This is a genomic window from Kitasatospora sp. NPDC058444 (assembly GCF_042721415.1).
Classification (GTDB): domain Bacteria; phylum Actinomycetota; class Actinomycetes; order Streptomycetales; family Streptomycetaceae; genus Kitasatospora.
In genome coordinates, this window is record NZ_JBHXLL010000004.1 from 51655 (window position 1) to 73123 (window position 21469).

General features: G+C 74.4%; 17 protein-coding genes. 8 read left to right on the plus strand and 9 right to left on the minus strand.

Features of this window, described 5'->3' with window-relative positions; translation table 11 throughout:
• Positions 1–53 precede the first annotated feature (53 nt).
• The gene (locus tag ACFWP2_RS06630; protein ID WP_380449385.1) at positions 54–383 is read left to right on the plus strand and encodes a DUF742 domain-containing protein; all 330 of its coding nucleotides are present in this window, start codon (positions 54–56) and stop codon (positions 381–383) included.
• A 148-nt stretch (positions 384–531) separates the two neighbouring features.
• On the plus strand, positions 532–1125 hold the full coding sequence (locus tag ACFWP2_RS06635) for an ATP/GTP-binding protein (RefSeq protein ID WP_380449055.1): 594 nt from the start codon (positions 532–534) through the stop codon (positions 1123–1125).
• A 168-nt stretch (positions 1126–1293) separates the two neighbouring features.
• Here the strand turns inward: ACFWP2_RS06635 and ACFWP2_RS06640 are convergent, their stop codons facing one another.
• Positions 1294–1668, minus strand: a complete 375-nt coding sequence (locus ACFWP2_RS06640) for a hypothetical protein (protein ID WP_380449057.1) — start codon at positions 1666–1668, stop codon at positions 1294–1296.
• Between the two features lie 383 nt (positions 1669–2051).
• Here ACFWP2_RS06640 and ACFWP2_RS06645 point away from each other — a divergent pair, with 383 nt between their 5' ends.
• Together ACFWP2_RS06645 and ACFWP2_RS06650 are read left to right on the plus strand one after the other, a co-directional pair.
• The gene (locus ACFWP2_RS06645; protein ID WP_380449060.1) at positions 2052–2648 is read left to right on the plus strand and encodes an RNA polymerase sigma factor; all 597 of its coding nucleotides are present in this window, start codon (positions 2052–2054) and stop codon (positions 2646–2648) included.
• 102 nt (positions 2649–2750) lie between these two features.
• Entirely contained in the window at positions 2751–3770 is a 1020-nt protein-coding gene (locus tag ACFWP2_RS06650; protein WP_380449062.1) for a hypothetical protein, read from the plus strand.
• A gap of 160 nt (positions 3771–3930) precedes the next feature.
• On the opposite strand, the gene ACFWP2_RS06655 is transcribed toward ACFWP2_RS06650, so the two are convergent.
• Positions 3931–5370 carry a cation:dicarboxylate symporter family transporter gene (locus ACFWP2_RS06655; protein ID WP_380449064.1) on the minus strand — a complete coding sequence of 480 codons (1440 nt, stop codon included), beginning with the start codon at positions 5368–5370 and terminating at the stop codon, positions 3931–3933.
• 199 nt (positions 5371–5569) lie between these two features.
• Between ACFWP2_RS06655 and ACFWP2_RS06660 the strand changes: the two genes are divergently transcribed.
• From ACFWP2_RS06660 to ACFWP2_RS06675, 4 genes are all read left to right on the plus strand, one after another.
• Complete coding sequence (locus tag ACFWP2_RS06660; RefSeq protein WP_380449066.1) at positions 5570–7576, plus strand: ATP-binding protein; 2007 nt, start codon at positions 5570–5572, stop codon at positions 7574–7576.
• Positions 7573–8301: a response regulator gene (locus ACFWP2_RS06665; protein ID WP_380449068.1), complete on the plus strand. Its 729-nt coding sequence runs from the start codon at positions 7573–7575 to the stop codon at positions 8299–8301. The genes ACFWP2_RS06660 and ACFWP2_RS06665 overlap by 4 nt, the downstream gene beginning before the upstream one ends.
• A 194-nt stretch (positions 8302–8495) precedes the next feature.
• Positions 8496–10025: a diaminobutyrate--2-oxoglutarate transaminase family protein gene (locus tag ACFWP2_RS06670; RefSeq protein ID WP_380449070.1), complete on the plus strand. Its 1530-nt coding sequence runs from the start codon at positions 8496–8498 to the stop codon at positions 10023–10025.
• A complete protein-coding gene (locus tag ACFWP2_RS06675) occupies positions 10022–11578 on the plus strand; it encodes a pyridoxal phosphate-dependent decarboxylase family protein (protein ID WP_380449072.1) in 1557 nt (518 codons plus the stop codon). The genes ACFWP2_RS06670 and ACFWP2_RS06675 overlap by 4 nt, the downstream gene beginning before the upstream one ends.
• A 105-nt stretch (positions 11579–11683) precedes the next feature.
• Here the strand turns inward: ACFWP2_RS06675 and ACFWP2_RS06680 are convergent, their stop codons facing one another.
• The 7 genes from ACFWP2_RS06680 to ACFWP2_RS06710 all read right to left on the minus strand — a co-directional run bounded on the left by ACFWP2_RS06680 (position 11684) and on the right by ACFWP2_RS06710 (position 21423).
• Entirely contained in the window at positions 11684–12481 is a 798-nt protein-coding gene (locus tag ACFWP2_RS06680; protein ID WP_380449386.1) for an inositol monophosphatase family protein, read from the minus strand.
• Between the two features lie 253 nt (positions 12482–12734).
• Positions 12735–13982, minus strand: coding sequence for a type III PLP-dependent enzyme (locus tag ACFWP2_RS06685; RefSeq protein WP_380449074.1), 1248 nt, complete (start codon positions 13980–13982; stop codon positions 12735–12737).
• Entirely contained in the window at positions 13979–15874 is a 1896-nt protein-coding gene (locus ACFWP2_RS06690) for an IucA/IucC family protein (protein ID WP_380449076.1), read from the minus strand. The genes ACFWP2_RS06685 and ACFWP2_RS06690 overlap by 4 nt, the downstream gene beginning before the upstream one ends.
• Positions 15871–17088, minus strand: a complete 1218-nt coding sequence (locus ACFWP2_RS06695) for an MFS transporter (protein WP_380449387.1) — start codon at positions 17086–17088, stop codon at positions 15871–15873. The genes ACFWP2_RS06690 and ACFWP2_RS06695 overlap by 4 nt, the downstream gene beginning before the upstream one ends.
• A gap of 2 nt (positions 17089–17090) precedes the next feature.
• Entirely contained in the window at positions 17091–19052 is a 1962-nt protein-coding gene (locus ACFWP2_RS06700; protein WP_380449078.1) for an IucA/IucC family protein, read from the minus strand.
• Complete coding sequence (locus ACFWP2_RS06705; protein WP_380449080.1) at positions 19049–20275, minus strand: acetyl-CoA carboxylase biotin carboxylase subunit family protein; 1227 nt, start codon at positions 20273–20275, stop codon at positions 19049–19051. The genes ACFWP2_RS06700 and ACFWP2_RS06705 overlap by 4 nt, the downstream gene beginning before the upstream one ends.
• Positions 20276–20418: 143 nt before the next feature.
• Complete coding sequence (locus tag ACFWP2_RS06710; RefSeq protein WP_380449082.1) at positions 20419–21423, minus strand: ABC transporter substrate-binding protein; 1005 nt, start codon at positions 21421–21423, stop codon at positions 20419–20421.
• Between the last annotated feature and the right edge of the window lie 46 nt (positions 21424–21469).

Genomic DNA, 21469 nt, shown 5'->3' on the forward strand with positions numbered 1-21469 from the left:
ACCGGGCCCGGTGGTACGACGACGACGCCGGGCCGCTGGTCCGCCCGTACGCGATGACCCGGGGGCGCACCGGGGGCGGGGAGCAGCAGTTCGACCTGATCGCCGTGGTGCTCGCCGAGCCGCCCGATCCGACGCTCCTGCCCGGCGTGCCCGAGCCGCCGGTCGGCCCGGAACAGGCGCACATCCTCGCACTGTGCCGGGGCACTCCGCTGTCCGTGGCCGAGTTGGCCGCCGACCTCGACCTGCCGGTGGGCGTCGTGCGGGTGCTGCTCGGCGACCTGCTGACGGCCGGGCTCATCCGGGTCCGCCGTCCCGTCCCGCCCGCCCTGCTCCCCGACGAGCGCATCCTCCAGGAGGTCATCCGTGGACTCCGCGCACTCTGACCAGCCGTCCGCACCGCGCGTTCCGTCCGCACCGCGCCTACCGTCCGGACCGTCCGACTCGCAGGAACCGTCCGACCCGCGCGTACCGTCCGGGCCGTCCGATCCCCTCGGCCTCTCCGATCCGTACGGCGGGTCGGATCCGTTCGACGTGGAGGATCCCGACGGTACGGTGCTGGCGCTCAAGATCCTGGTGGCGGGAGGCTTCGGAGTCGGTAAGACGACGCTGGTCGGCGCGGTCAGCGAGATCCGGCCGCTGCGCACCGAGGAGCGGTTGACCGAGGCCGGGCGCGAGGTGGACGACCTGGACGGTGTGGAGCGGAAGACCACCACCACGGTGGCGATGGACTTCGGCCGGATCACCATCCGCGAGGGACTGGCGGTGTACCTGTTCGGAACCCCCGGGCAGGACCGGTTCTGGTTCCTCTGGGACGAGCTGGCCCAGGGGGCGCTCGGTGCGGTGGTGCTCGCCGACACCCGTCGGCTGACCGACTGCTTCCCGGCCGTCGACTTCTTCGAGCACCGGGGCATCCCGTTTGTGGTCGCGGTGAACCGTTTCGCCGGGACACGGGAGTTCGGCCCGGAGGACGTCGCCCGCGCGTTGGACCTGGATGCCGGTACGCCCGTGCTGCTGTGCGACGCGCGCCGCCGCGCCTCGGGCAAGGAGGTGCTGATCAACCTGGTCGAGCACGCGGGCCGGGTGCACGCCGCCCGCCTGCTCGCGGACGCGTCGCCGGTGGGCTGAGGCGGCGGGCAGGGGCGGTGAGCCGAGGCGCGCCGGCGGTGGAGGGGCGGCGGGCGGACGGTGGGCAAGTGACAGCTGACCGAGGGCAAATGACAGATGACAGCTGACAGATTTCGAAATCTGTCAGCTGTCATCTGTCAGTCGTCGACCGCCGTCGTCGTCAACGGCTCAGCTGTGCCACTGGAACACGATCCGCGTCCAGGTCGACCCGGGGCACTTGCCCCAGACCGCCCAGGCCTCCGGCCGCGCGCCGATCCACAGGCCGGTGGTGCTCGACCCGTCGGCGCAGTAGGTGATGGTGCGCAGTCGTCCACGGTAGACGTTGCAGTAGCCCTCCCAGCGCCAGTCGTAGTTGCCGGTGATGACGCAGCGGTAGGCCTCGGACGTGACGGTGTTCCAGGCCGTGGTGTCCTCGGGGCTGACGGACTTGGTCCGGGCCGTCGTCGCCGCGGCGGCCGGCAGGGTGGTGGTCCCGAGTGCTCCGAGGGTGGCCGTGGCGGCCAGCCCGAACGTGGCGATCTTCCTGGCGATGCAGCCTCGCACGGTGGTTCTCCTTGCTGAGCGGTTCTCGTCGGGCGGGTGGCCCCGGCCGCCGGGATGGCCGTGCGGCCCGCGCGGCCCGCACGGCCCGAGCGGTCCGAGCGGTCCGAGCGGCCGCGCGGAGGTGAAGTCCCGCCTCCCGCACGACTGGTGACGTCTTGCACACGAATGAATGCGCACAGTGAGACGACGAACTATGATGTGACCTGTGTCACAAGTAATCCGGTTGGCTCATGGTTCCTGCGGCCAGGGTGGACCGGGTTCTCGGGGTGCCGAATTCCGGGGAGAGCGGCATGGCGGATTGCAGCGGTCGGAACGAGGGTGGCGGACGGGAGAGGGGCGTCGGTCCGAACCGGGGCGGCGTTCAATCGGCCGAATTCAACCGGGTGTTCACGGATCTGCTGCCCAGACTCCACCAGGCGGCGGCCTCGCTCGCCGGTGGCCCGGCCGGCGCCGGGGACGTCGTCCATGAGGCGTACCTCAAGATCGCCCGTCGGCCGGAGCGCTTCCTCGGCCATCCACAGCCTTACGCCTACGCGTTCACCACGATGGTGAACATCCTGCGCGACCAGTGGCGCCGGGAGCGCCGTCGGGTGTCGATGCCCGAGGTGCCGGAGGCGGGCGACATCGGCGAGCGGGACCGCGGGGTGCCCGACCCCCGGGCCGGCGGGATGGCCGAGCTGCAGGCGCGTTGGGAGGTGATGCGGCTGCTCGGTTTCCTGACGGTCAAACAGGCCCGCGCCGTGGTGCTGGTCGACCTCGACGGCTACAGCGTCGACGAGGCCGCCGAACTGCTCGGGTTGCACCGCAGCACGCTGGCCGTCACCCGGCGCCGCGCCCACGGCCGGCTGCGCGCCGTCCTCCAGCGGGAACGGGACCGGGACCGGGACCGGGAACGGGAACGGGAACGGGAATGCGACCGGGAATGCGAGCGGGAACGGCAACGCGAGAGGGAACGCGAGCGCGAACGCGAGCGGAGCTGATCTGAGGGCGCGGCGACAGGTGCGCGATCGCCGCGTCACCCCGACGCACCGAGCCGGCGGCAAGTCGGCGCGGGCACTGCCCGGGCCCGTACCCTGCGAATCGTGATCACGTACGAGGACGGCGGCCTGCGCGCACTGGCCGAGGACGGCCGCTGGCCCGAGCTGCTCGCCGCCTACCGGCAGGGCCGCGCGGCCGCCGTGGTGGAGGCGGGGGAGGAGGCCGCGGCGGCGCTGACGGCTCCGCTCGGCCACCTGATCGCCTACGCGGCGCCGCCCGAGCTGGCCGTCCGGCTGTTCGACCGGGACGGTGGCGCGGAGACCGCCGCCGGGGTGGCCGATCATGACGCCGGTCCGCTCTGGGAGGTGCTGGCGACCCGGCACTCCTGGCTGCGGCTGGCCCCGCTGCTCGGTCCGTCCCCGGTGCGACGGCTGGTCGCGCACACCCGGGCGCTGCTCGGCGAGGACCTCTCGTACGGGGCCGAACCCGATCCGGAGGGCGTGCCGCTGCGTCTGGAGCCGTGGGAGGCGGCGGGCTGGGACGAGACGGCCCGGGTGCGTGAGTACCTGCCCGGCGGGGGTGCGCGCAGTGCGCTGCTGACCCTGCCGGCCAGCCGGGAAGGATTGGGCGAGGTGGAACTGCCCCCGGCGGCGCAGTCGGCCGGGCGGCCGGCCGGGCCGCGGGTCGCCCGGGCGCTGGCCGGGCTGGGTGCGCTCGCGCCGTGGGCGGCGACGGCCTGTGTCCGCGGCCAGGCCCCGGCGGCGGCCGCCCTGCTGGCCCGCGACCGGCGGGTGGTCGGGGGCTATCTGCCGTTCGCGCTCGCCTATCCGGCGCTGGTGCGGGCCGCCGCCGTGGAGCGGTCGCGGGGTTGTGCGCACGGGCGGCTGGGGCTGTGGCGGGCGCTGGCGGCGATGGCCGGGGCGGGCGACGCGGACCGTGCGGACGGCGCGGCCGGCGCGGAAGGTACGGGCGGGATCGACCGGCGCGAGGTGAACGCGCTGGTGGCCCGGATGCGCTGCTTCACCTGGCAGGAACCGTCGGCCGGGCTGCACCATCTGCACGTCGCGCTCGAGGACCCGGCCGGCGGGGTGGCCTGGGTGGTGAGCGGCTCGCAGGACTTGTGACGAGCCGGCCCGGGGCCGTTCGACTCCGGAGCGTCGTTCAGGCCGGCGAGCGCCCGCCGTACGGAAACCGGACGGAATGAAGAAGACCCTGGTCCGGCGCCGCTTCCGGGGGTTGGTGGGAGGCGCCGGACCAGGGAGTGCGGGGGTGGAGCCGCTGGGCTCAGACGCCGACGGGGGAGGTCCCCTGAGGGGTGCCCGGCAGGGCTCCCTGGGCGGGGACGGCCTCGGGGGCGTCGGCCGTGGAGCCGTCCGACGCGGTGGCGGGACCGGCGGGCGCACCGTGGGCGTCGACCAGCGTCAGCTCGTCGAACGGCAGCTCGCCGGCCAGCACCCGCTGGGCGCGCTCGGCGTCGAGCTCGCCGGTCCAGTGCCCGATCAGCACGGTCGCGACGGCGTTGCCCGCGAAGTTGGTGAGCGCGCGGGCCTCCGACATGAAGCGGTCGATGCCGACGATCAGGCCCACGCCGTCCACCAGCGCGGGCTTGTGGGACTGGAGTCCGCCCGCGAGGGTGGCCAGTCCGGCGCCGGTGACTCCGGCCGCGCCCTTGCTCGCGATCACCATGAAGACCAGCAGCGAGACCTGCTCGCCGAGCGACATCGGCTTGTCCATCGCCTCGGAGATGAAGATCGAGGACATGGTCAGGTAGATGGCGGTGCCGTCGAGGTTGAAGCTGTAGCCGGTCGGCACGGTGATGCCGACGACCGGGCGGCTGACGCCCAGGTGCTCCATCTTGGCGATCAGGCGGGGCAGCGCGCTCTCGGACGAGGAGGTGGAGAGGATCAGCAGGAACTCGCGGCCGAGGTACTTCAGCAGCGCGAACACGTTGACCCCGGCGACCAGGCGCAGCAGCGTGCCCAGCACCACCACGACGAACAGCACGCAGGTGACGTAGAAGCCGATCATGATGACGGCCAGGCTCTTCAGCGCGGCGGTGCCGGTGGCGCCGACGACGGCGGCCATCGCCCCGAAGGCGCCGATCGGCGCGACCCACATGATCATCGACATGATCCGGAAGACCAGGCGCTGCAGGTGTTCGATCCCGCGCAGCACCGGAGCTCCGGCCGCGCCCATCGCCTGGAGCGCGAAGCCGGCGAGCAGGGCGACCAGCAGGGTCTGGAGGACCTTGCCCTGGGTGAGGGCGGAGAACAGGGTCTCCGGGATCATCCCGAGCAGGAAGTCGGTGGTCGACTGGGCGCCGCCGGCGGCCGCCTGGGCGTGGCCGGACTTGGCGAGCGCGGCGGTCAGGTGCAGGCCGCCGCCGGGCTCCAGGAGGTTGCCGACGACCATGCCGATGGCCAGCGCGACGGTCGACATGGCGAGGAAGTAGCCGAGGGCGAGGCCGCCGACCTTGCCGACCTTCGCGGCCTTGGTCACCGAGCCGATGCCCAGGACGATGGTGCAGAAGATCACCGGGCTGATCATCATCTTGATCAGGTTGACGAAGCCCGTGCCGACCGGCTTCAGCTCCACGGCGAACCCGGGGGCGACCAGGCCGACCACCACGCCCGCGACCACCGCGGCGATCACGGCGATGTAGAGGTAGTGGGTCCGGTCCTTGCGTCTGGGTCCCGCCGCCGGGGCGGCTCCAGCGATCGACATCTGCGGCTCCCTTGCCGTGCAGTCCTGGTGGCCCCGGGGGGAAGGGCCGCTCCGACTATGAGCCCCGGAGGTGACGGAGGTCACGTTTGCGTTCATAGAGTTCACGGACCGCGCGAGTGGCCCCGATGGCGGGTTCGTCGGCCGGTGCGCGCCGGACGGGCCCTGGGGGCGTCCGGAAGCGTGGTGCACACTGGCAGGCATGTCCGAGCGCACCGCCCCCACCGCCCCGCGCCGCCGCTCGCACCGGACGGCGGGCCGCGGAGCCCGGCGACTGCCTCCGGAGTCGCCCCGGCGCCCGGCCCGGCGTCTGTCCCGATGCCTGCCCTTCCGGCTGGTCCGGCACCTTCCCCGACGCCTGCCCTCCCGGCTGGTCCGGCGCCTGCCCGGATGCCTGTCCCGGCGCCTGGTCCGTAGCCTGGCCGGGCAGCTGTTCGTCGTCCAGGTGGTGATCGTCGCCGCGGTGGTCGCCGGTGGCGCCGTGCTCGCGTACCTCTTCACCGCCGACCGCGCCGAGGACGCCGCCCGCCGACAGGTCACCGCGGTCGCGCACGCCGTCGCGGACTCGCCGTCCGTCCGGGCCGCTGTCGTCGGTCCGGACCCGACCTCGGAACTCGAGCCGTACGTGGAGCAGGTGCGGTCCGACGCCGGGGTCTCCTTCATCACCGTCATGGACACCGACGGCGTGCGCTGGACCCACCCGCTGCCCGAGCAGATCGGGCGGACCTACCTCGGGCACATCGACTGGGCGCTCGCCGGGCAGACCCGCAGCGAGACGTACACCGGCACGCTCGGTCCGTCCGTGCGAGTGGTCACCCCGGTGTGGGACGACCGGCACCGGGTGGTCGCGCTGGTCAGTGCCGGCCTCACGGTGGAGTCGATCTCCGCGCAGCTGAGCGGTCCGCTGCTCGCCCTGGTCGGCGTGGCGGTGGCCGCGCTCGCGCTCGGTGGGGTCGGCACGTACCTCGCCAACTCCCGGCTGCGGCGGCACACCCACGGGATGGGGCCGGACGAGCTGAGCCACCTCTACGAGTACCACCAGGCCACTCTGCACGCGGTGCGCGAGGGGCTGGTCCTGCTGGACCGTTCGCACCGGGTGGTGCTGTGCAACGACGCGGCTCGAGAACTGCTCGGCCTGGCGGGCGAGGTGGACGGTCGTCGGGTGGCGGAACTGGGGCTGCCGGAGGCGCTGGTGGCGGCCGTACTGGGGGAGGAGCCGTTGCGGGACGAGGTGCACCTGACCGTCGAGCGGGTCGTGGTGCTGAACACCTCCACCATCGGCACCGGTACCGGGCTCGGCCGGGTGGTCACCCTGCGGGATCACACCGAACTCCAGGCGCTCAGCGGCGAGTTGGACTCGGTGCGCGGATTCACCGAGGCGCTCGGCGCGCAGGCGCACGAGGCCGCCAACCGCCTGCACGCGGTGGTCTCGCTGATCGAACTCGGCCGCCACGAACAGGCGGTGGAGTTCGCCACCGCCGAGCTCGAACTCGCCCAGCAGCTCACCGACCGGGTGGTCGCGGCGGTGAGCGAGCCGGTCCTGGCCGCGCTGCTGCTCGGAAAGGCGGCTCAAGCCGCCGAGCGGGGCGTGGAGTTGACGCTCACCGAGGACAGTCGGATCGACGACGGAGTGCTGCCGCCCGGGCTCTCCGCGCGGGATCTGATCACCGTGCTCGGCAACCTGATCGACAACGCCGTGGACGCCGCCATCGCCGGTGCGGCCGAGAGCCCCGTCCCGCCGGAGGTCACCGTCACGGCGCGGGTCGCCCGCGGCCGGGACTGCGGGGGACCGGACTGCGGTGCCGGCGGTGACAGCGGTGAGGGCGGCGGGGGCGGTTCCGGCGGCGACAGCGGTGACGGCGGTGCCGGCGAGGTGGTGGCCGGGGACTGCCTGCTGCTCCGGGTCGCCGACACCGGCGCGGGGATCGACCCGGCCGCGGTCGAGGACGTGTTCCGGCGCGGCTGGAGCACCAAGCAGGACGGCCGCGGGCACGGGCTCGGGCTGGCGCTGGTCGCCCAGACCGCGCGGCGCAACGGCGGCACCGTCGAGGTCGGGCGGGAGCGCGGCGCGGTGCTCACGGTGCGGCTGCCGCTGGCCGGGAAGCCGGGCCGGGCCGACAGCGAGCAAGGGGAGCTTCGCGAACAGGGCCGGTCCACCCGACGGCCGGGCGAGTCCACCGGCCGGGAGCAGGAAGGGGCGCTGGTGTGAACGGCACCGCCGACACCGCCGCCACGGCGGGCATCTCCGTCCTGGTGGTCGAGGACGACCCGGTGGCCGCCGCCGCGCACACCCTGTACGTCCGGCGCGAGCCCGGCTTCCATGCCGCGGGAACGGTCCACAGCTGCGCCGACGCGCTGCGCTTCCTGGACCGGGCCCGCGCCGCCGGGGCACCCGTCGACCTCATCCTGCTCGACCTCTACCTGCCGGACGGCCACGGGCTCCAGCTCTGCCGCACGCTGCGCGCGGCCGGCCACGGCACCGACGTCATCGCGGTGACCTCGGCCCGCGACCTCGCCATGGTCCGGCAGGCGGTCTCCGCGGGCGTCGTGCAGTACCTGCTGAAACCGTTCAGCGCGGCCGCCCTGCACGACCGCCTGGAGCGCTACGCCCGCTACCGCGACAGCCTCGGGCGCCCCGGCGAGGCGACCGGACAGGAGGAGGTCGACCAGGCGTTCGCCCTGCTCCGCACGCCGGAGCGCAGCACCCTGCCCAAGGGGCTGTGCGCGCCCACCCTGGACACCGTCGCCTCGGTGCTGCGCGAGGCGGCCACCGGGCTGTCGGCCGCGGCCGCGGGCGCCGCCGCCGGGGTCTCGCGGATCACCGCGCGGCGCTACCTGGAGCACCTGGTGGAGACCGGGCGCGCGCTGCGCGAGCCGCGGTACGGGAGCGTCGGGCGGCCGGAGCTCTGCTACCGGTGGCGGGGCCGGGGCTGACGGCCGGCCGGGGCAGGGGCCCCGGGGGTCCGGCGGTCGACGGCTGCGGGCCCGAGCCGTGACCTTTTCGCGCGGCGCTCGTTGGAGGGGCCGGGGGAGGTTCACTCGCTCGGGTGGTTCTGGGGGTCCCGGGGCGTTCCGCCAGGTCAAGGGCAGTAAAGTTAGGCTAACCTAACTTTCCCTGGGGGTCTCTCGTGTCACTCGCTGCCGTACCCGTCCAGGCCGCCCCCGGAGCCCCGGCCGCCGGTGAAGCCATCCTGCGCCGTCAGCGCGTCCGCGAGTCCGCCGCCAGAACGTACGCCCGCTCCTTCCCGATCGTCCCGGTCCGCGCCCACGGCATGACCGTCGAGGGCGCCGACGGGAGGCGCTACCTCGACTGCCTCTCCGGCGCCGGCACGCTCGCCCTCGGCCACAACCACCCGGTGGTGCTGGAGGCGATCCGCCGCACCCTCGACAGCGGCGCCCCGCTGCACCTGCTCGACCTCGCCGCCGCGGAGAAGGACGACTTCACCAGCGCCCTGTTCGAGAGCCTGCCCGCCGAGTTCGCCGCCCGCGCGCGGGTGCACTTCTGCGGACCGGCCGGGACGGACGCCGTCGAGGCCGCGCTCAAGCTGATGCAGACCGCCACCGGCCGCTCCGGCGCGCTCGCCTTCACCGGCGCGTACCACGGCATGACCGCTGGCGCCCTCGCGCTCACCGGCAACGTCGCCGTCAAGGAGCCGCTGCCGAGCGGCGGCGAGGTCACCCGGCTGCCCTTCCCGTACGGCTACCGCTGCCCGTTCGGGGTCGGCGGCGACGCGGGCGCCGACCTCGCCGTGACCTACGTGGAGCGGCTGCTGGACGACCCCTCGGGCGGCGTGGTGGCACCCGCCGCGATGATCCTCGAGGCCGTCCAGGGAGAGGGCGGGGTCGTCCCCGCGCCCGACGGCTGGCTGCGCGCCATGCGCCGGATCACCGCCGAGCGCGGAATCCCGCTGATCGTCGACGAGGTGCAGACCGGAGTCGGTCGGACCGGCGCGATGTGGGCGGTCGAGCACAGCGGCATCGTCCCGGACGCCATGGTCCTCTCCAAGGCCATCGGCGGCAGCCTGCCGCTCGCCGTCGTCGTCTACCGCGAGGACTACGACGGCTGGCGGCCCGGCGCCCACACCGGCACCTTCCGCGGCAACACCCTCGCCATGGCCGCCGGGGCCGCGACGCTGCGCCACGTCGCGGCGAACGGGCTGGCCGAGCGGGCCGCCGCCGTCGGCGAGCGGATGGCGGCCCGGCTGCGCGAACTCGCCGTCGAACTGCCGGTGATCGGCGACGTGCGCGGCCGGGGGCTGATGCTCGGGGTCGAACTGGTCGACCCGGCGGCCGAGCCCGACGCCTGCGGTGCCCGGCCGGCCGACCCGGCGCTCGCGGTGCGGGTCCGGGAGGCCTGCCTGGCACGCGGGCTGATCGTCGAGCTCGGCGGACGCCACGACGCGGTGCTGCGGCTGCTCCCGCCGCTGACCATCACGGACGAGCAGGTGGCGGCGGTCCTGGAGCGGCTGGCGGAGGCGATCGCGGCGGCCTCCACCGCCGCCCCGGGCTCCCCGGGCTCCACGGGCTCCCCGGCCGGGCGGGCGGGTGGATCGGGGGGCGGGACGGCGGGCACGCCGTCGGATGGGTCGGCGCAGGCTACGGCGCACGGTTCGGCGCACGGTCCGGCGGGCGCGCCGAGGGTTCGGGGCCAGCGGTGAGCAGCCTCGGCTCCGGCTCCGGCTCCGGCTCCGGCTCCGGCTCCGGCTCCGGATCCGGTCCCGTCGGCCTTCCCGAGGACGGCATCGCGACCGACGCCCTGGCAGGCGGCGCGGCCGGTCCGAGCGCGCTCGGACCACTGCTGGCCACCGTCCTCGACTCCCTGGAGACCGGCACCGCCATGCGCTCCGGACCGCTGCCGGCGGGCAGCCCGGCCGAGATCGCCGCACTCGTCGACGACGCGCTGGCCGCCGGCGACGGACCGGGCGCGCTCGCCCGGCTCACCGAGCTCCTCGCCTACGGCGCCGCCGACCCCGCCGACCCGGCCTGCGCCGCGCACCTGCACTGCCCGCCACTCGCCGTCGCCGCCGCGGCCGACCTCGCGGTCAGCGCCCTCAACCCCTCCCAGGACTCCTGGGACCAGGCCCCCGCCGCCACCGCCCTGGAGAGCGCCCTGCTCCTGGAGATCGCCGGACTGGTCGGCTACGACCCGGCGCGCGCCGCCGGCGTCCTCACCTCCGGCGGCACCGAGTCCAACCTCATGGGGCTCATGCTGGCGCGCGACCAGAAGCTCGACGGCATCGTGGAGTTGGACGGCATCCCGGCCGGCGCCCGGCCGTGCATCCTCGCGTCCGAGGCCGCGCACTTCTCCGTCCAGCGCGCCGCCGCCCTGCTCGGCCTCGGCGAGCGGGCCGTCATCCCCGTCCCGGTCGACCGCGGGCTGCGGATGCGCGAGGACGAACTGGAACGGGCGATGGCCGAGGCCAGCTGGGCCGGACGGACCCCGATCGCCGTGGTCGCCACCGCCGGCACCACCGACACCGGAGCCATCGACCCGCTGACCGCCGCCGCCGACCTCGCCCAGCGCTACGGCGCCTGGCTCCACGTGGACGCCGCGTACGGCGGCGGCGCGCTGCTCTCCGACCGGCTCGCCCCGCTGCTCGACGGCATCGCCCGCGCCGACTCGGTCTCGCTCGACTGGCACAAGCTCGGCTGGCAGCCGGCCGCGGCCGGGGTCTTCCTGGTCCGCCGCGCGGAGACCTACGTCTCGCTCGCCCGCCGCGCCGAGTACCTCAACCCCGTCGACGACGAGCAGGCCGGGTACCCCAGTCTGCTCGGCCTCTCGCTGCGCACCACCCGCCGGGCCGACGCCTTCAAACTCGCCGTCACCCTGCGCACCTTCGGCCGCGAGGGACTCGGCCGGCTGGTCGACAGCTGCCACGACCTCGCCCGCGCCGCCGCCGACGCCGTGCGCGCCGACCCGGTGCTCGAACTCCACGCCGATCCCGTGCTCACCGCCGTCCTCTTCCGCTACCGGCCGCCCGGGGTGACGGACGAGGCGGCACTGGACGAGGTGAACGGTCGGCTGCGGCGCCTGCTGCTGCGCACCGGCCGGGCGGTGGTCGGCCGCACCGAACTGCCGGGCGACGGCCCGGGCCGGGTCCGGCTGAAGCTCACGCTGCTGAACCCCCACACCACGGCGGGGGAGGTCGGCGCGCTGCTGCGGGAGGTGGTGGGCGCCGGGCGCAAGGTGGCGGGCGAGCGGGCGGGGTAGGGCGGACGGCGGCCGGTGGTCCGGGTGGGCGGCCGGTGCTCCGGGTGAGCGGGCCGTGTGGTGTGGGCGGGCGGTATGGGCGTGTGGTGTGGGCGGGCCTTGGGGTCAGCCGCCCAGGAGGATCGACCGGGTGAGCTCCCAGGTCTCGGGGTCGGAGGCGACCAGGAGCCCGTCCGCGCAACCGGGGGCCTCCGGCCGGTACGGGGTGCCGTCCGGGCGGGCGGAGACGCCGCCGGCCTCGGTGACCAGGAGCGAGCCGGGGGCGTGGTCCCAGGGGAGCGTGCGCCAGTAGAGGATGAAGTCGAAGCGGCCCTCGACGACGTCCGGGTACTCGATCCCGGCGGCGTGCCGGCCGGGGGAGATCTCACCGAAGGACGCGATGTTGTCCTGGAGCCGGCGGCGGTGCTCGGCGTCGAGGTAGCGGCTCTTCACCGAGCCGCGGAGCTTCGCGACGTCCTTGGGCGCCGGCGGGCGGGTCAGGCGCACGCCGTCGCGCCAGGCGCCGGACCCCAGTTCGGCACAGTAGGTGGTGGCGGTCGCGGGCTGCCAGATCCAGGAGGCGACGGTCCGGCCGGAGCGGACCAGGGAGCACATCACGGCGTACTCGGGTCTACCGGCGACGAAGTTGGCGGTGCCGTCCACCGGGTCGACCAGCCAGGCGGCGGGCTCGTCGTGAAGGGCCAGGGCGAGCGAGGGATCGGCCGTGACCGCCTCCTCGCCGACCACGGGGACGGGCAGCAGCTCGTGCAGTCGGCGGGCGATGATCGCTTCGGCCTCGCGGTCGGCGACCGTCACGACCTCACCGGGGGCCTTCTCCATCACCTCGCCGGCGGCCAGCGCCCGGAAGCGCGGCTCCACCGCCTCGGCCGACGCCTCGGCGAGTATCTCCGCCACCTTGTCCATCAGCACGTTCGCGCTCCCTTCGCTGCCTACCACTCTCCCACGAGTGGAGGAACGGGGCGGCGGCGGACCGGGGGCGGTGGTGGCAGTCGGGAGCGGGCAGCGCACAGCGAACAGCGGGCAACGGGCAGCGATCAAGGGACAGCGATCAAGAGACAGCGAACAGCTGACGGATGACAGCTGACAGATTTCGAAATCTGTCAGCTGTTAGTTGTCCGCTGTCATGCGTCATCCGTCATCCGTCCTTCGTCGCCCGTCACCCCTCCGCCGGGCTCGGCCCGTCGCCTCCCAGGTGGTGGAAGCCCGGGCGAGGGTGCATCAGGAACTCGTGGTGCGAGATGTTCCACGCGTACGCGCCCGCCATCGCGAACAGCACCCGGTCGCCCGTCCGCAGGCCGTCGGCCCCCTCGGCCGCGTGGGCGAGGACGTCCTTCGGGGTGCAGAGCTGCCCGGCCAGGGTGGCCCGGCCGCTGGTGACGGCCGGCCGCGGCCAGGGGTGCGGCCAGGCGTCCACCGGGAGCACCGCGAAGGGCTGGGCGTGGCCGCGGGTCACGGGCGTGCGCAGGTGGTGGGTGCCGCCGCGGACCACCGCGAAGTCCTCGCCGTGGCTCGCCTTCACGTCCAGCACCTCGGTCGCGTACCAGCCGCAGTAGGCGGTCAGCGCCCGGCCGGGTTCGATCCGCAGGATCAGCCCGGGGTGGTCGTCGAGCAGCTTGGCCAGGCCCTCACCGAAGGCCGTCCAGTCGAAGCGGGCGGACGGGTCCGCGTAGTCCACGGCCATTCCGCCGCCGATGTTGACCTCCGCCAGCGGGAAGCCGTGCCGCTCGGCCAGCGCGGCCGACCAGGCGACGATCTGCGCCGCGACCGACAGCTGCTCCGTCGCCGAGAGCCCGCTGGCCAGGTGGGCGTGCACGCCGCGCAGCCGCAGCTGCCGCATCGACGGATCGCCGCCGGTGAGCAGCCGGACGCACTCCTCGGCCCGGTCCGGGTCCAGCCCGAACGGCGTCGGGCGGCCGCCCATCGCGAGCGGCACCGCGTCGAGCGCTGCCGTTTCGACGGCGAGGTTGACCCGCAGCAGCACGTCCACGGCCGTGCCGGGTCGGTCCGCGAGGACGGCGGCCAGCCGGTGCAGCTCCTGCTCGCTCTCGATGTGCCAGCGGTGCACCCCGGCGTCCACTGCCGCGGTGATCTCGGCCGGGGTCTTGCCCGGGCCGCCGAAGGCCAGTGGCGCATCCGGCACGGCGGCCCGGACGTGGGCCAACTCCCCGCCGCTGGAGACCTCGTAGCCGTCCACCGCCGAGCGCAGCGCGGTCAGCAGTGGCGCCTCCGGGTTGGCCTTGGCGGCGTAGTACAGCTCGACCCGCTCGGGCAGCGCGGCCCGGACGGCGGTGGCGTGCTCCCGCAGAGCGGTCAAGTCGTAGACGTAGGCTGGGAGTTCGTCGGGGGCGAGGCCGGCGGTGAAGCTGCGGACGGCCTCGGTCGGCCGGGCGGTCTCGGTGGTCATCGGGCGGTGCTCCCGGCGGGAAGGCGGACGGGCGTGTCGGCGGGCGTGCCGGTGGCCGTGTTGACGGACGTCTTGACGGGCGGATGGGCGGGCGCGCCGGTGGCCGTGCCGGCCGACGTGCGGGCGGGCATGCGGGCGGCCTCGGCGAGGACGGAACCGGCCAGCGGGGAGGGCAGTCGGACGTAGCCGGCCTCGCGGTCGGCCTTGCGCTCCCAGCGGGTCAGCAGGTTGGCCTTGGCGGGCAGCGGGACGCCGGCGAGCAGCGCGCGCAGCCGGGGCGGGCAGCCGTGCGCGGCGGCGTACTCCTCCAGGGTGTCCCGGACGGTCTGCCAGAGCGCGCACTCCAGTTCGGGGTGGCGGTCGGCGAGCGCGGCGAGCAGTTCGGCGACGTGGTTGACCAGCAGGCAGTACACCACCCGGTCCCAGCCGCGCTCCGCGTCGTAGGTCATCGGCCCGGCCACCTCGGGCGGGAGCGCGGCGAGGATGTCGGCGTTCTGCTCGGGGACGAGCTTGGTGCCCTCCAGGTCGCGGAAGAGCACCTGGACGGGGCGGCCGGCGGGGTCCACGCCGATCAGCACGTTCTGCAGGTGCGGTTCGAGCACCACGCCGTGGTCGAAGTAGGCGGCCAGCACCGGCGGGACGAGCAGTCGCAGGTAGTCGCGCCACCAGTCGAGTGCCGCCGCGCCGTCCGAACCCGCGCCCAGCAGACGGGAGATGTGCGCGGAGCTGGTCGGGTGCTCGTCGGCGACGGCGGCCGCGAGCAGCGGGGTGACGCCGGGCCGCAGCACGCCGCCGAAGCCCTCTCGGACGATCAGGCCGAAGCCCTCGTACAGGGCCCGGTCCGGGTGGCCGTCGGCGCCGGGCAGCGCGAGGGTGCGGAAGGCCGGTTCGCGCAGCATGGCCGAGGCGGGGAAGTGTCGGGCGAGGTCGGCCAGGGCCGGGGCGAGCAGCCGGGTGAGCGCGACGGCGCCGGTGAGCTCGTAAGCGGCGTTCTTGCGCAGGCAGTTGGTGATGCGGACGTTCAGGCTGAACTTGAGGAAGGCGTCGGGGCCGTGCAGGGTGCGCACCGAGGCGGTGGCGGTGAAGTGTTCGCCGCGCGGGCCCAGGTCGAGGACGTCGCCCCGGGCCAGGGCGGCGCGCAACAGCGGGTGGTTGCCGACGAGTTGGTACTGCCAGGGGTGGGCGGGCAGCAGCCGGTAGCCGTCCGGCACCTCGCCGAGCCCGTCCAGCAGTTCGGTCGCGCTGCGGTCCAGCGACTCCTCGGCCAGCAGGTCGGCGCGGACGGCCAGGTGGCGCAGCGGGAAGGCGGCGCGGGACTCGGGGGCGTAGTGGCGCCAGTCGCCGCGGGCGGCGGAGCGGGATTTGGGGGCCGGGTGGAAGCGGTGGCCGAACAGCAGGGCCTGCTCGGACTCCAGGTAGCGGTCGGTACCGGGGGCCGGCCGGTCGTCGAGGCCCTGGCGGACGCCGTGGTGGCTGGAGGCGACCTGGTCGATGAACTCCTCGTTCACCGTGCCGGTGCGCAGCTCCAGTTCGTGCTGGACGTAATCGGCCAGCTCCTGCCAGTCCAACTCGGCCCAGTCGCCTTCCTGTTCGACCTCGACCGGCCCGGTGAAGCGGTGCGCTCCGAGCAGCGAGGTGCGGCGCAGGGCGACCCGCAGCAGGGCGCCGCGGCGCGGCAGGCGCAGCAGCAGGCGGCCCCCGTCGGCGGCGGTCTGGTGCTCGGGCGCGGAGACCTCGCGCAGCAGGCAGTTCAGCAGGGTGTGGACCACCGCCTCGTCGGCGGAGGGCAGTTCGCCGGTTCCGCTGGGCCGGCTGCCGGAGTCGAGGGGCCGTCCGGTGGTGTCGCGGGGTTCGTCGGTCCTGGGCGAGTGGGTGGACTGCTCGGGGGTCATCGGCGACTCCAGCGCTGGCGGAGGGACGGGAGGGTGAGGGTGGTGGCCGCGACGGCGGCCAGCAGGGCGGCGGCGGTTCCGGCCACCACGGGGGCGGCGGCGCCGAACCGCCCGTTGGCCAGCGCGGCGACGGCGCCGGCGGCGACGGCGCCGCCCTTGGAGACGAGTTCGAGGGTGCCGAACATCCGTCCGGGCGGCCGCCCTCGGGCGGCACCCGCGGCGAGCACGGCCAGGCAGACCAGCCCCAGCGTGAGTCCGGCCCCGAGCAGCAGTCGGACGGCGATGAAAACGGGCAGCGAGTACGCCACCGCGTGCCCGGCCAGACCGAGCGCGACGAAGCCGAAGCCGAGCGCGATGCCGGTGTGCGGGCGGGAGTGGAACACGGTGTGGGTGCGGCAGGCGAACACCAGGTAGCACAGGTGCGGCAGGGCGAACAGCACGCCGGTGGTGGTGCCGTCCACGCCGGGCAGGCGTTGCTCGGCGAGGGCGATCAGGTAGGGGAAGGAGATCACCGTCGCGAAGACGAAGGTGAACTCGAAGGCGTAGAGCGGCAGCAGCGACACCGTGGCGGGCTGCTCGACCGGCCGGCCGGCGGTGGCCGCCGCGGCCTCGGGTCGCTCCGGCTCGGGCAGCAGGGAGAGGAACACCGCCGCGGCGAGCGGGAGTACGGCCATCACGAGGTACTGGCGGTGCGGGTCGATCCACGGGGAGAGCGCCCCGACCAGGATCGGTGCCGCCACCAGCGCCGCCCGCGCGCTGCCCTGCATGAGGGTGAGGGCGCGGGAGAGCCGGGAGCCGTCGAGCGCGGCGGCCAGGTAGCCGTTGGTGGCGGCGAAGGTGCCGCCGAGGAAGCCCTGGAGGACCAGCGCGAGGGTGAACGCGGTCAGGCTGTCGGCCGCCCCGGCCAGCAGGAAGGAGACGGTGAGCCCGAGTTGGGCGCGCAGCAGCAGCCGCTTGCGGCCGAAGCGGTCGGCCAGCCGGCCCCACAGCGGGGCGCCGAGCGCGCTGAACACCGTCGGGACGATGTACAGCACGCCGGCCCAGCGGGCCTGCGGATCGCCGAGCGAGGGCAGGATCGCGGTCAGGTAGGGCGGCAGGCCGAGCGCGGCGAAGGAGGCGACGAAGTAGCAGGCGGCGACGGCGTGCACCTGGCGCCGGGCGAGCCCGCCGGAGCGGTCGGCCGAGGGCTGCGACTGCTGCGGCAGGGTCTCCACGCTCACCGGGCGGTCCCGTCCGTGCACCGGTGGGCGTGCCGGCGGTCGTCCGGGTGGCCGTCCGGGTGGCTGTCCGACTGGTCCTGCGGGCGCTCGTTCAGGTGGTCGTGCAGGTGGTCGTGCGGCGGCTCGCAGGCCTGCTCACGCAGGTAGTTGGGTCCGCTGGTGTAGTGCTTGTTGATGTCGGCGGCGCCCGAGCGCTGCTTGCTGAGCAGCGTGCCGGCGGTGACCATGGCCTTGACCGGCAGCCGTTCGGCGTCCAGCAGCGCGGCCCGCAGCGGTTCGCCGGCCGGACCGATCCGTTCCACGGCCTCCGCCGTGCGCTTGCGCAACAGGGCCAGGGTGTCCGCGAGTTCGGCCCGGCCGTGCTCGGCGAGGCCGAAGGCGAGGGCGCCGGTGCACAGGTGGCCGGTGATGGTGGCGAACAGGTCGGTGAGCGCCCGGTCGTCCTCGCCGAAGATCCGTGCGTCGTCGAACTCGGCTTGGTCGGGCGCGAGTTCGCCCAGCGAGGCGGTCATCCGGGCGGTGTGAACGCGCGGGCCGTCGTCGTCCTTGTAGAGCAGGCGCAGGCCGTCCCGGTCGAGTATCAGGGAGGTGTTCTGCTGGTGCGACTCCAGGGCGACGCCGTGGCCGAACAGTGTGGTCTGCCAGTCGAGCAGCAGCTCCAGCAGGGCGTCGTAGCAGGCGAGGACGTCGCCGCCGTAGTAGCGGTCCGCGAGGTGGTCGACGACGAGCCGGCCACCGGGCGCGGGGGCCAGCAGGGCGGCCAGTGGGACGGTCGAGGCCTGCTCCAGACCGGCCGGGTAGCGGCGCAGCAGGACGGCCAGCAGCTCGTGCCCGGCGTGCGCCCAGGACTGCTCGTCGGCGTGCAGGACACGGCCGGCGAAGCGCGGCTCGCGCGCCAGGACGGCCTCGATCAGCCGCTGTCCGGCGGCGCCGTCGAGCAGCGTGCCGGGCTTGATGGTGCGGCGGTTGAGGCGGCCCAGGGTGGCGGTGGCCAGCGGGAGCTTGAGGTGGCAGGCGGGGTCGTCGGCGACGGCGACGGTGCGCATGGACAGCGTCGGGACGACGGTCAGGTACGGCCGTTCGGCGAGCACCGCGCGGTCGGCCAGGCCGGTGGCGGCCAGCGCCTCGTCCAGCGGTGTGCCGACGGTCAGGGGGTGGACCGGAAGCGTGGCCCAGCCTTCGCCGGGGCACCGGTCGGCGAGGCCGAGCCAGGCCGGGGTGGGCCACCAGCTCGGCAGCGGCCGGTCGCCGTGAACGGTCAGCGCGTCGGCCGGGACGGCCAGCCAGCGCAGTTCGAAGGGGGAGTGGAACTCGGGCGCGTAGGAGCGCAGTTGGGGCTCGGTGAGGCCGGAGCGGCCACGTGCGGTGGGGTAGACCGGGTGGTCGAGGTAGGCGGCCAGGGTGTCGTGGCCGAGGGCGGCGGCGAGGCCGGTCCAGTCGGCCGGCTCCTCGCCGTACAGGTCGGCGAGCCGGGCGTGCACCTCGGGGCGGACGCGTTCGTGCAGCTCCATGGTGGCGAGGGTCTGCCGGCACTCCTCGGTGAAGGCCGCCCAGCCGGGCCGGTCCTCGGTCCCGGCCGACTCGGCGAGCGCCGCCACGACGTCGTCCGGGCCGGTGATCCGACGACCGGCCAGCTCCAGCAGCGGCAGCCGGGCCGCGTACTCGCACTGGAAGCCCTCCGGACGGACGGGCAGGGCGAGTTGCAGCTCGGGGACGGTCAGCCAGGGGCCGTCGGTGCGGTTCTCGACGGTGCCGCGGGTGCGCAGGCCCAGGACGTCCTCGCGCAGCAGGGCGGAGAGCACGCGCAGGGTGAGCTGCTCGGCCGCGGTCCACGGCTGTCCGGCCGTGCTGGGCGTCCGTGCGGCCGCGGTCGACGGCTGTCCGGCGGGAGTCGCGGGGCGGGCCCCGGCGGCGGTCCGGTCTCCGCGGGCCATGGCGGGTCGGTCTCCGACGGTCATGGGGTGATCTCCCAGCGGTTGGCGGCGAGGAAGCGGGCGGCGGCGGCGTCGACCGCCTCCTGGTCGGCGCCGATCGTCCAGACGACGCCCAGGTAGTCGCGGTTGGTGCGGTAGTGCTCGTGGCGCTCGCCGATCGGGCGCAGCGGACGGTAGGCGAGCCGGACGCCGTCGCGCTCCTCGTCGTACGGGCCGGGGGCGGCGGTGAGGACGCCGGCGCGGTCGGCGCAGACCACCTCGTTGCGGGCGCGGCGCGGGGTGGCGGCGCACCGCTCGGCGAGGTCGGCGGGCAGGTCGCGGCCCAGGTGGACGCCGAGGATCAGGTCGAACAGGGGTATGTCGAGGATCTCCGCCAGCATCAGGTCGCACTGGTCGCCGAGGGCGCGGTAGTTGACCTCGATGATGCGGGCGCGGCCGTCCGGCTGGACGACGAACTCGGTGTGGCAGACGCCGAATCCGACGCCGAGCGCGTCGAGTTGGGCGAGCACCTGGTCGACCACCGGCTGCGGGTGGGCCGGGACGAAGGTGAGCACCTCCTCGATGAAGTCCGGCGGCGGGGAGAGCCGGGTGCGGAAGCCGCCGAGAACGTGTCGTCTCCGGGAGTCGCCGAGGGTCTCCAGGGTGCACAGCTGCCCGGCCAGGAACTCCTCGACGACCAGGGTGGCGCCGGCTCTGCGGTGCTGGATCTCCTTGCAGCGCCGGGCGAGCCCGTCGGCGTCGGTGACCAGGGTGACGTCCTCGCTGGCGACCCCCTCGCGGGGCTTGACCACGCAGGGGAACGGCACGTCCAGCTCGGCCGGGTCCTGGCCGGGGGCGAGCTCGGCGGACCGGACGGTGTCCAGACCGGTCAGCGCGAGGTGGCGGCGCAGCTGGCCCTTGTCCTTGGCGCGCAGCGCGGCCTTCCAGTCCTTGGCCGGGAGGCCGAAGTACTCGGCGGCCAGCGCGGTCTGGGTCTGGAGGTGGTCGCTGTTGCTGAACACCGCGTCGGGCGCGTGGCCCGGGACGGCGAGTGCGCGGCGGGAGATGAGGCTGATGACGGCGCGGAAGTCGCGGACGTCGCACTCCAGGACCTCGGGTGCGGGGAAGGGCAGCTCGGCGTAGGCCCGCCGGTGGGCTTCGGCGCCGTCGGTCAGGACGGTGACGTCCAGTCCGAGCCGGGCGGCGGCGGGCAGGAAGCCGGAGGTGACGGAGTCGGTGGGGTTGAGCGCGAGCAGGTAGAGCCGCATGGAGGGTCCTTGGGTGGTGCGGAGGAGGGAGGGCGAACAGCTGACAGCTGACAGCTTTCGAAATCTGTTAGCTGTTCTCTGTCATCGGAAATCCGTCATCGGAAATCCGTCGGCTGTCATCTGTTCGCCCCCGGCTGTCGCGGTTACTTGGGCGCGTCCACGCCCGCCGCCTTGGCGATGTCGACGAGCATCGCGTCGGCGGCCTGGACGCCGATGCCGGACATCCAGGTCTCGTCCGGGACGTTGAACACCTTGTTGTTCTTGACGGCGTTCAGGCCCTGCCAGACCGGGGTCTGCTGGACCTCGCTCTCCTTGGTCTTGGTCGGGTCGTCGGCGGTGGTGACGAACACCAGGTCCGCGTCGGCCTGGTTGATCTGCTCGGTGCTGACCTCGACGATGTTCTGGTCCACGTCCTGGGAGGCCGGGCGGGCCAGGCCGATGTCCTTGAGCACCACGCCGCTGTAGGAGGACTTGGCGTACAGGCGGGTCGGGCCGGCCACGAAGCGGACCACCGACGCCGTCGGCATGGTCCCGTTGTTCTTCGTCTTGATCGCCTCGCCGAGCTTCTTCGCCCGCGTCTCGTAGTCGGCCAGCGCCTTCTTGGCGTCGTCCTCCTTGCCGAGCGCCTGGGCGTACAGCGCGAGGTTCTCCTTCCACGGGAAGCCCGTGGTCTCGGCCAGCACGGTCGGGGCGATCGCGTTCAGCTGGTCGTACACCTTGGCGTGGCGGACCTTGGAGGAGAGGATCAGGTCGGGCTTGAGGGAGGCGATCAGCTCCAGGTTCGGCTCGTTCATCGGGCCGACGTCCTTGGTGTCCTTGATCTTGTCCTTGAGGTAGTTCGGGAACCCGCCCTCGGTCTTCATGTGCGGGGACACCGCGCCGACCGGCGTGATGCCGAGCAGCGTGACGTCGTCCAGCTCGCCGCTGTCCAGGACCACGACGCGCTTGGGCTGGCCCTTGATCTCGGCCGTTCCGGCGGCGTGCTTGACGCTGCGCGGGAACCCGGCGGCGGTGCCGGCCGAGCCGGAGGACGCGGACGACGCGGAGTCGCCGCCCGACTTGGCACCGTCCCCGTTGCTGCCGCAGGCGGCGAGCAGGGTGGTCGAGAGGGCGACGGCCAGGACGGCGACAGGGAGTCGGCGGTTCATCGGGGTTCCTTGGATCGGTTCGAGCCGTTCGGCCGAACAGGGGGAT

Coding starts and splice junctions, on each gene's coding strand:
- ACFWP2_RS06655 (WP_380449064.1), bottom strand. CDS start 5,370: ATGTCGATCGCTGGAGCCGCCCCGGCGGCGGGACCCAGACGCAAGGAC.
- ACFWP2_RS06690 (WP_380449076.1), bottom strand. CDS start 15,874: ATGACCCCCGAGCAGTCCACCCACTCGCCCAGGACCGACGAACCCCGC.
- ACFWP2_RS06685 (WP_380449074.1), bottom strand. CDS start 13,982: ATGACCACCGAGACCGCCCGGCCGACCGAGGCCGTCCGCAGCTTCACC.
- ACFWP2_RS06680 (WP_380449386.1), bottom strand. CDS start 12,481: ATGGACAAGGTGGCGGAGATACTCGCCGAGGCGTCGGCCGAGGCGGTG.
- ACFWP2_RS06710 (WP_380449082.1), bottom strand. CDS start 21,423: ATGAACCGCCGACTCCCTGTCGCCGTCCTGGCCGTCGCCCTCTCGACC.
- ACFWP2_RS06705 (WP_380449080.1), bottom strand. CDS start 20,275: ATGCGGCTCTACCTGCTCGCGCTCAACCCCACCGACTCCGTCACCTCC.
- ACFWP2_RS06660 (WP_380449066.1), top strand. CDS start 5,570: ATGTCCGAGCGCACCGCCCCCACCGCCCCGCGCCGCCGCTCGCACCGG.
- ACFWP2_RS06700 (WP_380449078.1), bottom strand. CDS start 19,052: ATGACCGTCGGAGACCGACCCGCCATGGCCCGCGGAGACCGGACCGCC.
- ACFWP2_RS06630 (WP_380449385.1), top strand. CDS start 54: ATGACCCGGGGGCGCACCGGGGGCGGGGAGCAGCAGTTCGACCTGATC.